General features: G+C 37.0%; 14 protein-coding genes. 4 read left to right on the top strand and 10 right to left on the bottom strand.

The window, feature by feature from the left end; genetic code table 11:
- Positions 1–133: 133 nt before the first annotated feature.
- The 8 genes from LCP48_RS02505 to LCP48_RS02470 all read right to left on the bottom strand — a co-directional run bounded on the left by LCP48_RS02505 (position 134) and on the right by LCP48_RS02470 (position 5,998).
- Positions 134–403, bottom strand: a complete 270-nt coding sequence (locus tag LCP48_RS02505; protein WP_225340647.1) for a hypothetical protein — start codon at positions 401–403, stop codon at positions 134–136.
- Positions 404–552: 149 nt separating this feature from the next.
- Complete coding sequence (locus tag LCP48_RS02500; RefSeq protein WP_225340646.1) at positions 553–1,002, bottom strand: hypothetical protein; 450 nt, start codon at positions 1,000–1,002, stop codon at positions 553–555.
- A complete protein-coding gene (locus tag LCP48_RS02495) occupies positions 989–1,150 on the bottom strand; it encodes a hypothetical protein (RefSeq protein WP_225340645.1) in 162 nt (53 codons plus the stop codon). The genes LCP48_RS02500 and LCP48_RS02495 overlap by 14 nt, the downstream gene beginning before the upstream one ends.
- A 63-nt stretch (positions 1,151–1,213) precedes the next feature.
- Positions 1,214–1,537, bottom strand: coding sequence for a hypothetical protein (locus tag LCP48_RS02490; protein ID WP_225340644.1), 324 nt, complete (start codon positions 1,535–1,537; stop codon positions 1,214–1,216).
- A 660-nt stretch (positions 1,538–2,197) separates the two neighbouring features.
- Positions 2,198–2,434 carry a hypothetical protein gene (locus LCP48_RS02485; RefSeq protein ID WP_225340643.1) on the bottom strand — a complete coding sequence of 79 codons (237 nt, stop codon included), beginning with the start codon at positions 2,432–2,434 and terminating at the stop codon, positions 2,198–2,200.
- A gap of 358 nt (positions 2,435–2,792) precedes the next feature.
- The gene (locus tag LCP48_RS02480; protein WP_225340642.1) at positions 2,793–5,456 is read right to left on the bottom strand and encodes a phage NrS-1 polymerase family protein; all 2,664 of its coding nucleotides are present in this window, start codon (positions 5,454–5,456) and stop codon (positions 2,793–2,795) included.
- Positions 5,457–5,501: 45 nt separating this feature from the next.
- Positions 5,502–5,771 carry a hypothetical protein gene (locus LCP48_RS02475; RefSeq protein WP_225340641.1) on the bottom strand — a complete coding sequence of 90 codons (270 nt, stop codon included), beginning with the start codon at positions 5,769–5,771 and terminating at the stop codon, positions 5,502–5,504.
- A gap of 2 nt (positions 5,772–5,773) precedes the next feature.
- Positions 5,774–5,998, bottom strand: a complete 225-nt coding sequence (locus LCP48_RS02470; RefSeq protein WP_225340640.1) for a helix-turn-helix transcriptional regulator — start codon at positions 5,996–5,998, stop codon at positions 5,774–5,776.
- A 168-nt stretch (positions 5,999–6,166) separates the two neighbouring features.
- Between LCP48_RS02470 and LCP48_RS02465 the strand changes: the two genes are divergently transcribed.
- From LCP48_RS02465 to LCP48_RS02455, 3 genes are all read left to right on the top strand, one after another.
- Positions 6,167–6,739, top strand: coding sequence for a helix-turn-helix domain-containing protein (locus LCP48_RS02465; protein WP_225340639.1), 573 nt, complete (start codon positions 6,167–6,169; stop codon positions 6,737–6,739).
- 59 nt (positions 6,740–6,798) lie between these two features.
- Positions 6,799–7,998: a site-specific integrase gene (locus LCP48_RS02460; protein ID WP_455906472.1), complete on the top strand. Its 1,200-nt coding sequence runs from the start codon at positions 6,799–6,801 to the stop codon at positions 7,996–7,998.
- 94 nt (positions 7,999–8,092) lie between these two features.
- Positions 8,093–9,475 carry a dipeptidase gene (locus LCP48_RS02455; RefSeq protein ID WP_225340637.1) on the top strand — a complete coding sequence of 461 codons (1,383 nt, stop codon included), beginning with the start codon at positions 8,093–8,095 and terminating at the stop codon, positions 9,473–9,475.
- A gap of 56 nt (positions 9,476–9,531) precedes the next feature.
- Here LCP48_RS02455 and LCP48_RS02450 read toward each other — a convergent pair whose 3' ends face one another.
- Together LCP48_RS02450 and LCP48_RS02445 are read right to left on the bottom strand one after the other, a co-directional pair.
- The gene (locus LCP48_RS02450; protein ID WP_225340636.1) at positions 9,532–10,104 is read right to left on the bottom strand and encodes a nitroreductase family protein; all 573 of its coding nucleotides are present in this window, start codon (positions 10,102–10,104) and stop codon (positions 9,532–9,534) included.
- Positions 10,105–10,201: 97 nt separating this feature from the next.
- A complete protein-coding gene (locus LCP48_RS02445) occupies positions 10,202–10,696 on the bottom strand; it encodes an amidase domain-containing protein (protein WP_004229655.1) in 495 nt (164 codons plus the stop codon).
- A gap of 183 nt (positions 10,697–10,879) precedes the next feature.
- On the opposite strand from LCP48_RS02445, the gene LCP48_RS02440 reads away from it, so the two are divergent.
- Complete coding sequence (locus LCP48_RS02440) at positions 10,880–11,902, top strand: DUF2804 domain-containing protein (protein ID WP_004229659.1); 1,023 nt, start codon at positions 10,880–10,882, stop codon at positions 11,900–11,902.
- Positions 11,903–11,978: the final 76 nt, after the last annotated feature.

Below are 11,978 nucleotides of genomic sequence, written 5' to 3'. Positions count from 1 at the left end.
TCAAAATTGACGCACCTTGAATTTCAAGGTCAGCTAAAAACTGCGCACTATAAACACGGCTCAGATTACCGCAACATCATATAAATTTAAGCCATGAGAAAAAGCTACGTTCATGTGATCATGCCTAAATGTTTTAATTAACCTTTGTTCTATAGAGAGCTAAAATTAGACCTACTATAAAGGATACCAGGCAACATGCCTCGAGAGACAACAAGAAAAGTGATGAAAAGGACGTATCTCCTTCAAACCCCACCGATTGAGCCATGTCTCTAGCTTCATGTACCAATACTATACTAAATACTAATATCCCTAGATAAATTGTATGTATTACTTTTTCATTATACCCTTCACAACTTATTGCCCAAGATGCATCATCTAATTTTTCAAGCAGCCATTCCTTCATCTAAACTCCCTCCTTTTCTGTCATATTTATTATACTAATCATACCATAACCCAGAAATGAAGCCCATCCACTGTGAGCATACTTCTATAGAAATTCCCTAAATAAAAAAGACCGCACAATAAGCGCAGCCTTCCAACTATATTCACTATTCATCTTCTCAATCGACCACATCGATACTTTCTTTTAGGCGCTGGTCCTTCTATTTTTGCACTAATCTCTTTGGTCCGTTCCTCGGCTGCTCTTGTATCTGCCTCATAAACTGCCTCTATCCTTGAAAGGTGCTTTTCAATAATTTCGCGCAACTGCTCATAATCTACCTTGTGACGCTTCAGATAGAACGCCTGTAGCACTTCATTATCTTTTGTGGGTAATAGCTCCAAGATCATATTAAAACGCTTGTAGCCCTTTCTGAGGCGTTCTATTTGTCGTCTACGATTCTCTTTTTCAGCTACTATCATTAAGGCTAAACGTTCAGTACCTTTTGCTAACCAACAATCTTCATCGTATAAAGTGACACCATAAGAAAACTCATACAACTCCTGAAAATAGCGTTCTGCTGTTCGTTCTAAATAGTTGGCCAACTCGTCAGATGTTAGCATCCTTCCACAGTAAATACATAGCTTCCCTTATGCGACCTTCTAGTTCTGGCACACAGTTAAATGCACTGCTGTTCCTATCGTAAATTGTACCCTCTGTCATAACTGCCATTTGCTCGCTGAAATCATCGCTAATTGCTGCTAAGTTCATATATATATTTGCACACCACACTTTCATTTATCTGTGTAGGTACTCTATCAACTCATACAGTACCTACATAAGAGTTTCCTCACTCTTTATCATTACCTTTTCAAATGACATACCTAGCAAAGAAGCTGCTTTTTCTGCTTTATCTCCAAAGATGGTGAAACCATCTCCATGATCCTGCCATTCACCTTTATAAAATCGAATAGCTATACCTTTATGAAAAGCGTATAAAATCAAGTCATCCCCCACAATTTCTTGACCATGCAGCACTTTTGAAAACAGACCATGCTTCTTTGCGTTCTGATTGCCATATTTCGGCTTTGTATTGCCACTGTTACCTTTGGCTATTGTATTACCAGGTAAAAACCTTCCTTTTGTATCTCGTTGCATAGTATCACCTCTTATCGGTGTTCGTTTTGTAAAAGTGGATTACTTATATAGGTTATTACGCTATCATTTGCTATCAATTTATGAGCATGAGGATTGTACATTTTCCAGCCGTCTAGTTCTGTTTCAAAAACTCTCCAATTTATAATAAAATACTCAGTTTTTCTAGTTACCTTCAATGTTGTACAACATTGCTGTTCCGTTCTGTAACTGTTGTACTCCGTTCCATTTGAATAGTAACGTTACCAAAATAATCTTAGGATTTCTTAGGGTGAATACTAGCAAATACAAGTAAATCCGAGTATAAGGTTATCAATTGTAATCAATGATAATTAAACACTTTACACGCTTAATACTTGATAATACTACAATCTCCATTTATAAAAAGGTTGCAACCATGCGTACAAAAGGATGCAACCTTTTGAGGCCTAATTTCTACTGTTCTGCAGCATGGTAGTACTCCGTTTAATGATAGGTTTTGCAAGGCTCAAACATCACAAACACCTCACAATTTCTTACCGTTTATTACAGCCCTATTCAAGTTTGGGAACGTTTCTACCTTAGCATTTCTTAGCATGTCTCAGTACACTGAAAAATGAATCGAGTTGTTTTGGAACGTTGCAACTTTGTGTTGAGTTTGTTTCACTAATTTACATGCTATTATTACCGCTCGACTGTGTACCAATCGCCAAAACTATTTATAGCAATTCCCCATAGATTCCCTCGATTCGTTAAAGCCAACGCTATGATTCGATGTGCGCCATTCTTTTCAAATGATACTGGCACACTGATAATCTGAATAATCTTTTCATTTACTTTTATAGTTTCATCTTTTAAAGCATCAAGTTGCTTTCTCAAATTTTCTAACTGAATTTCAACAGATTCTGTATAATTTAACATTGGATTCACTCACCTTTTTTATATGTTTCAAGATTACTTACACACTTTTTTCATACAGGTAGCAAAAGTAGAGAGCAATTTTTCTATTTGCTACCTCTTGCTACCCTTATAAACATAGACGTATCAAGGGTTTAAGAGGATAAGGTAACAAGGTAGCAAAAGTAGCCCGAAAAAAATATAGGGTATCTATATATAAATACTTAATGTAAATTAGCTCCTTCGCTACAATCTTTTCATGTGTATATATTTATTATGCTACTTTTGCTACCTTTGCTACTTATACGTATAAACGTTGATATATAAAGATTATGGAGGTAGCAAACCTTTCAAAAACTATCTTTTAATTTGCTACCTCTTGCTACCTTGTATATGCTCCTGTTCTTTCTTCCGAAAAATCAAACCCCAGTTCTTCAACAACTGTGCTAGTTAAAGGTACTACTCGATAATTAGAACCACTAACTTTAAGCTGGCGATAATCAACCTTTTTGTTATTTTTTATGCTCTCAACCGTTATGCCTCTCCTTAACCATTCACTTCTTATTGTTTTCTCTTCTACCTTCAGCTTTTCTTTCAAGTATGCAGGTAATAAAAATAAAGTATCGTTTCTATAAATAGCTTTTAATGGTTTGGAGCTTAGATGTGCGAATTCGCTTAGAATTGAATCACGATCTGCATCTAATTCATGTAGTATCATTTCTAATAACTGCATAGGCTTGTCCACTGCTTTGTTCTCTGCATTTAATTCGTCAAATAAATCAGCTAATACTGTTAAATCAATGTTACAATTGAAGAAATTGTTGAGTAAATCTGCCGTAAACACAATGGCAGCGTAATATCGTGCTATGCGTGAGATAACTTCATTTCCATAGGCTTTTTGCTGGAACCTTTCGTTATAACTACTATCGAAATAAGGAATGGCATTTTGTTTTTGTTCTTGCCACTTCTTTAAAAACTCTAAACCTATGGAACCGTAATATTTTTCAATAGCTTTATAGAGATCATTGAAAAACTGATAATTCTCACCTTCGAATGGTAGGCCTGTAATTGGTAATATCCTTGCAGCCACACCACCTGCACGTTCAGCATAAGCATTAAGTGAATCTTCACCAGTAGAAAGCATTAGGTTTCCCCAGGTAAACTCACGCTGTGAACCACTAACAGATCCCCTACCTTTTGAACGTCCACCGCTAAAGTTATAAATGAAGCCCTGTAACTGTTTTTCGTCTGCTTTTCTTGTATCATCTAAGATAAGCGGAAAGCTATTTAAGAATGATGCTTTTCGTTCTGCAGCTACTTTGGTTAAATTCCATTCCGAAACTAAATGTTCTGTACCCCATACGCTTGCACAAGCTCTTAACACAGTTGTTTTTCCTCGTGAAGTTACTCCCGATAAATCAATGATGAACGGTTTCATTTTTAAGTCTTGTAGCAAAACAGAGGTAAATGATGCCACTACCATTAATAATGCTCTAGGATACTTCTGAATAGGTTTCAATACATGCTCTATCCAATCCTCCACGGTTCCTGATGTTTGAAAGGCCTCTAGTAGCTGCTTTTCTCCAATATCAGGCGGTAAAATTGTTATGCCATTCGCTGTTATTGGATGAATAAACGTATTTTTTATATGTCCTAGCCTTTCTACTAAAAGTTCATGGTCTGATCGCCTTATCATGTTGAGCCTGTCGAAATACGTAATTAAGTCCTTTGCGTTATTATCCGTAACAGCTAAAGACTTGTATGACAACTTAAGCAGCTCCTTTTTTATGGAGAGGTCACCTGCTGGAATAACTTCTTTGTAGCTTCTCCCTTTATCAGACCAAGAAAGCTCATAATACAATTGTGGATGTTCTACATTCGTAAAAGAGCGAGTGATATAAGGAATTTGACGGCATATCATCACATTTGATATTTCAACCATCCCACTATTACCTATTTTCCTTTCTTTCTCTTGATATAGGCATCCATGTTCATAGTGGTAACCTTTTGGGAATGGAACCTCACCATTTACTTTCTCTATAGGAAAGTCGTCTGCTGGGCTATATTCCTTTTTATAGTCAGATATTGTTTTCTTTTTACTTGCTGCAGCTGTTATAAGTGTCCTCTCACCATAAGTCGTTGCACCTCTCTGCTCATCCCACTTTTCTCGGTACAGTCCGCTGTTGCGGAACATTCTATCCATTTTCACAAAATCTTTATCGCAATAATAGGCGAGCTCCTGAGATAAATAATAATCTGTTGCGGAATGGTCGTTATCTCGTACTAATTCGCCATTATACATGGCTAAAATGCTTGTACCGTTCTTTTTATCGGCAAACATTTTCTTCCACGTCTCCGCATCATCCTCCATATTAAAAGGCTCGCTATTAAACTCGGTTTCTGTATACTGTGCCAGTTGTTCTTTACCGAAATATTTCTCAATAAGCTCTGCGATTTCGTCAGAACGTTCCTGGATTTCATTGTCATTGTCCCGATCTCCAGTGAATGTGAAATATCGCCCAAATGAATACAGTTCGACACCGTATGATGCGTTTTTAAAGCCTGTTTGTGTAATGTGTTCAGGTAAAGCACCTTTCACAATGATATGAACCCCTGTGCCACTTGGTGAAAACTCCGTATATGAATCTAAGTTATCTATAATTGTGCGAGCTGTTTCATTGAACTCATCATTTTCATAACATTTATCAATATCTACACCAATGTACTCATCATTTTGGGCAAATACAAAGCCTATACCGTCATACTGTCCACTTCTAGCAGCCTCAACAGCTTCATTAAAATAACCCCAAGTAGTAGGTTCATTCGTCTTTGCATGTTTTCCGTTAGGCTGATAAGGAACTTTTGTTGGTTTTCCATTTTTCGTTTCAAACTTCCACACAATCCATCTAGTAATAGCCTGTAATTCTGCTGGGATCTGTGAGAAATTATCACTTTTCATCCTATTTATATGATTTAAAAAGTCTTGTTGCATTTCTTGAAACTCGTTTTCTGTGTTTAAGGTAGTCACTTTTCCACCAACTTTCATTTATGACCTAATCCTATATACACTGCCGCCCAAGCTGTGTATTTTTCACCATTCACTTGTTATCAAACTGATAACTTCAAAAGCCTGTTTCGCTGGCCACCAACGTTTGCGATTCCTCCTAATCTCAATTGCCCGCATACGTATATCACAAGTAATGACATCCTCTAACTGGCGTTTTGACATACAGGTAAGCTCTGCCATCTTGTTTAGATCTATCAACCACAATACCTCTCGTATTTCCTCATCAAGCCGCTTCTCTATGTATTGTCGAATGGCTTGTTTATCGAGCGAAACTTCAATTTGGGTAGGTATCATTGTTAGTCACCCCTTTCATTAGAAATTGCGAAAATTTCATCAAATTCCACATTTAGAGCCTTACAAATTTTCCTAGCTGTTTCAGGTCTAGGAGATTGTTTTCCATTTGAAATTTGAATTAAAGTCGCCTCTGAAACGCCTATAAATCTTGCAAATCCCCTTTTTGAAAAACCCAATTTAATTAAAGCTTCTTTAAAAATAACTTGTGACTTCAATTGAATAGCCAAAACAAAACCTCCCCCTAATCAAGTTAACCAATATATTGGTTATAACGATTTGTTTATTGATGATAATTCTTTTTTAATTGGAAGTCAATCATTTTTGATTAGCATATTGGTTATTTTGATTTGATTGTGATATAATTCAAACAATTATCAATAAAAGGAAGTGTGAAAATGGCGGGTTTTATTCACTGCAATTTGAGGGTTTTAATGGCAGAAAGAGGCTTAAATATACAAAATGTTAAAGACCAAACTACACTATCCCGAACAACCATTTCAAATCTGTACAATAATTACGGTTCGGGTATTCAATTTGATACTTTAACGCAGCTATGTACACTTTTAAAATGTACACCAGGGGATTTATTCACATTTGTTAATTTGAGTGTTTCTTTTGATGACATTACATCAGACCATAAAGTAGATACTTTAACAGATTTATTCGTTGCGGATCCTGTTGAAGGGTATGGACATGAATATATTTCACTAGTCAAAGCGACCTTTAAAATCAACTTTAAACTTAAATATGAGGAACAGACTTTAAATTTTGCTTTTTGTGTAGACACATCTACAAATCTTGATGAACATAAAAACGTTGTTAACATAAAAAAGGATATTTCAGAAATATTCCAAGTTGAATTAGACAATCTAAGTTTAAAGGTTCCAGTATACGTCATTGACTATATAGAGGAACAATTAGATCAGTTTTTACTTGATTGCATCAATGATTTAATTAACACTTTTTAAACTCAACACCTTACCTATTCCTATACACACGCCGCCCAAGCATGAGAGGAATGGACAAGGTGAAATTATATAAATCAGCAAAGGAACCTGAAATATATCACTATTTCAATGCGAAGAAAGAAAAACTGTGGATGTTTCGACATAAGTATTATGATCCTACTGGGAAACGCCGTGAGAAGAAGAAAAGTGGCTTTAAAACAGAAAAAACAGCATTGAAAGCCCTTTTAGAAGTGAAGGCAGCAATGCTGAATGGTGATAAGAAGTATGTAGAAAATGATCAGATAACTGTTGGTGCTTGGCTAGATATATGGTATGACACGAATAAAGGCAAGTGGAAAAAAGGTACACAGGTTCAACGTGAAATCATTGTGCGTGTTCATTTAAAGCCCCTACTTGGTCATTACAAGCTACAAAAATTAGATAAGCAAACATATCAAAGAGTTTTTATTAATGCTCTGGTCGGTGAATATGAGCCAAGTACAATACATGCCTGGCACACTATATTCAAAATAGCGATTAATGCAGCCGTCGAGGAAGAGATACTTAACCGGAACCGCTTCACGAAAGTAACTATCCCAACTAGTACCAAAAAGAAAAAGGAAGCATCTAACTTCCTTACTCCAGATGAATTGGTCGTTTTTTTAGATGATGCCAAGCAAAATGAAAATGTTACCCACTACACTTTTTTCCTCACAATTGCTTACACAGGTATACGCCGAGGTGAAGCATTAGGACTGCAGTGGAAGAATATAGACTTTAAAAACAACACTATTACTATTGAGCGTACCAGGGATGTTATCGGCATCCATACACCCAAAACAACAAATAGCTATAGAACCATTCTAGTAGATGAAACAGTTATGAAGCAACTTGAGGCTTATTTAAAATGGTGTAAAAAGGCATTATTAAAAAATGGACGCAGATTGCAAGATGATTTATCAAAAGATGATACGTTTGTTTTTATATTTGAACATGCTGCAGATCCGATCGCTCCGACAAGTCCTATTTATGCATTTAATAAAATCCTAGATCGAACTGGACTGCCAAAAACAACGATACATGGTTTACGGCATACACATTGCACCATCTTGTTAAATCGTGGACTAAATGTAAAGGTTATTGCTGAAAGATTAGGCAATACACCGAAGATGATTATGGATGTATATGGCCATGTTTTAAAGGAATTAGAGGCTGAATCTGTATCATTATTTAGTCAGACTTTACAGGCTAGTGGGGCTAAAATTGGGGCTAATCAGTAATAAAGATGTTTGAAACCATTGATATTAAGGCACTTCCTTACCACATTATGCTATACTATTTCTATTATCGAAATATTAGAAAGAGGGATGCTAAATGACTAATTTACAGCAAATTGATGCTTATTTTGCAGAACATCGTGAGGCACATTTAAATGAATTGAATGAATTTTTACGTATTCCAAGTATCAGTTCTTTATCCGAGCATAAAGTGGATATTCAACATGCAGCTGAATGGCTAGCCAGTGCGTTTGAAAAACTAAATCTTGAAAATATCTCCATTACACAAACAGCTGGGCACCCTGTTGTTTATGCGGATTGGCTACATGCTGAAGGTAAACCAACTATTTTATTTTATGGTCATTATGATGTTCAACCTGTTGATCCATTAAATTTATGGGACAGTGAGCCTTTCAATCCTACAATTCGAGACAATAAATTATTTGCTCGTGGTGCAAGTGATGATAAAGGACAAGTCTTTATGCACTTAAAAATGATTGAGGCATTGTTTGCTACAACAGGGACATTACCAGTTAATGTTAAATTCATTTATGAAGGTGAAGAAGAAATTGGTAGTCCACATCTACCTGCCTATGTTGAGCAAAATAAAGAAAAACTAGCCGCCGATTTAATTTTAATTTCCGATACAGGTCTTTATGGTCCTGGGAAGCCTGCGGTATGCTATGGTTTACGGGGCTTAACGGGCATTCAAATTGATGTGCGTGGAGCTAAGGGAGATTTACACTCCGGTCTTTATGGTGGTGGCGTACAAAATGCTATTCATGCATTAGCTGAAATTTTAGCATCCTTCCGTGATGAGCATGGTACAATTCAAGTTGAAGGTTTCTACGACAAAGTGTTGCCATTAACAGAAGAGGAACGTGAGGCTTATCTTGCGCTTGGCTTCGATGAAGAATCTGTTAAACAGGAAGTTGGCGTAAAAGAATTATTCGGTGAACAAGGATATTCTTATTTAGAACGTACTTGGGCCCGCCCAACCCTAGAGGTTAACGGTGTATTTGGTGGTTTCTCAGGTGAAGGCATCAAAACAGTGCTACCCGCTGAAGCTGGCGCTAAAATCACATGCCGTCTTGTACCAAATCAAGAGCCAGATGAAATTGTAGCACTTTTAAAAGCACATGTTGAAAAGCACAAACCTGCTGGTGTGGAAATCAACATTTCTGAATTCGATAAAGGCCGTCCATTCCTAACGCCTTTCGATCATCCATTTATCCAGGCTGCTGGACGCTCTTATGAAAAAGTGTATAATGTGCCAACAGCATACACACGAGGCGGTGGATCCATCCCTATCGTCGCTGCGTTTGATGAAATTTTAGAATTACCTGTAGTGTTAATGGGCTTTGGTCTATCAAGTGAAAACTTCCATGCCCCAAATGAACACTTCCATTTAGAAAACTTTGATAAAGGCTTACGTGTTCTGAGTGATTATTTATATGAGGTTTCAGAATTACAAAAATAAATATCGATTAATTAAAAAATCCCCTCACTTTTAAAGTGAAGGGATTTTTTGTTTGATTACTCACCAAAAATTGTAACGATTTCAGCTGCTTGTTTGCGTTCTTTGCCTTTTGGCACCTCATCAAAATAACCAACTTGTAGCATAGCAATGACACGCTCACCTGGCTGTACCTTTAAAGCTTCACGGAATTTTGGGTTATCTAGGAAGCCTGGTGTTTTCCAGCAAGAGCCTATTCCTCTATCCCATGCCAGTAACTGCATGTTTTGAATAAATGTACTTGCCGCTGCATAATCTTCTAAACGTTCTTTTTGACGTGCATCCTCTGGCACGATAACAAAGGCATAGCCACCTGGTAATGTAAATTTCAACATCTGCTTCCCTAAATCTTCGCTTGAAAGCTCCTGCCATTTAGGAATTGTTAAGTCCCGTAACAACTGATGAAGGTTTGTTAATTCCTTTCCACAGGCAATAACTAATCGCCACGGCTCGCGATTACCATGGTTGGGAGCCCATACTGCATCGTCAATAATAGCCATTAAATCCTCACGCTCTACAGGCTGGCCATTAAACTTTTTAATGGAACGGCGTTGAATAATTGCATCTCTAACAGATAAAATTTGTTCGCTCATATATCAATTCTCCTTCTACCATAAGACAACATATTAGAGTTTATCTCTTCTATCTTTCACATTATCATATATTTGTATGCTTTAAAACTACCTGTTCCTAAGCAAAGCTGTCATCTATATGATAGAAAAAGTAGGTCATGCTTGGTGTATAGGCGGTGGAATCCTCGTAAAAATAAGGTCTATTAATACTATCTGAGGTATGGGCATTCACATAAGGAATACCATTTTGAATACTTGTCACAATAACGGAGTGGTCAATTCTCCCATTCCCTTGAAAATCATAAAAAATGACATCTCCAAGCTCTAGTTCCTCTGCATATTGAACACGTCTACCCTTCAATCCAGTTGTAGATCCTTCTAAATACCATCTTAATGAATGGGCAACAGACCAGCTAAAGCTCCAATTCCCTTGCTGAATCCACCAGCCTTTCTCTCTACTTGGTGCACCTCGCATCGGTGCCCCCCCTGCAAGTAAACACTGAGATATATAGTTTGTGCAATCTACATCAAAATTTGGAAAAGCAGGATTGCGTCTGTTCCACCACAAATTAGCATATTGAACTGCAGCCTGCCTATTATACATTTTTGCCACACCATAACCTCCTCATGCCATCATATGTCTATTTAAGCGTTTCTATTAGTTAGGTCCTTCCTCATAATTCTTATTGAAATCCATTATATTCAGCATGTTCCTTTCCAATTTCAAGAACATTTTTGCTACAATAGGGTTTAAAGATATGTCAATTTTATTTTATGACCAGAAGGGATGTTGAATGTGAGGCAGCATGCTGAGAAAGAGATTTTACAGCCAACTCTTTTATGCGATAAAAAAGGTAATTTAAATCCAGCAGCCATCGGATTTGCACGCAAACCACTTATTAATAGCAATTTAAGCGGCCATCTCATGCGCAAAAAGAAATGGAACTATTGGTGTGTCTACGGTGATGAAATCTTGTTTTCAGCTACGATTAGTCATCTAGATTACGCAGCAGTCTGCTTCGTTTATTTCCTTGAATATGAAACACAGCGCTATTTTGAAAAAACGATCACAATCCCCTTTGGTGGTAAACTAAAAATGCCTACACAGGTTTTAGAATCTGTTTCATTTAAAAATAGTGAAATGATGATTGATTTATTATATATACAAAATGAAACACATCTATCTGTTTCCATACCAAACTTTGACGGAGATGTTTTACGAGCAAAGCTTATCATTCAGCACCCACCAGCTGACGAAACCCTAAATGTAGTCATTCCTTGGAATCGCAAAACATTTCAGTTCACAGGCAAGCATCACATACTGCCAACATCAGGTGTTGTCACAATTGGTACTCGACGGTTTAATTTCTCAGCTGAGGAGAATTTTGCTGTGTTGGATTATGGACGAGGTGTATGGCCACGTGAAGCGTTATGGAATTGGGGAATGGCCTCTCAACGAGTACGCGGACGACGGATCGGGCTTAATTTAGGAGGTAAATGGACAGATGGCACAGGCATGACTGAAAATGCTGTTTTTGTTGATGGTAAAATGACAAAAATACATGAAGATTTATTATTTCACTATGATTCCGAAGATTATATGCAGCGTTGGAAAGTAAAAACTAAATTTTCCAATCAGGTCTCCTTAACCTTTTCACCCTTTTTTGAGCGTATAGCCCAAACGAATGCCAAACTAGTTAAATCAGAGGTACATCAGCTATTTGGCTATTACGACGGTTCTATTTTACTCGACAATGGTGAAACACTGGTTATTCAACAAATGCTCGGATGTATTGAGGAACATCGTGCAAAATGGTAAAAACCCTCTAGAAGACGGTGCTTTCCGTGGGTATTTTGAAAATACAAATGATTCCACGGAAGCTTTTGTCTCTTAG

It is taken from the genome of Lysinibacillus capsici (assembly GCF_020217405.1).
Taxonomy (GTDB): Bacteria; Bacillota; Bacilli; order Bacillales_A; family Planococcaceae; genus Lysinibacillus; species Lysinibacillus capsici.
The sequence above is the reverse complement of the archived record's forward strand: the minus strand, read 5'-3'. Positions and strand labels throughout refer to the sequence as shown.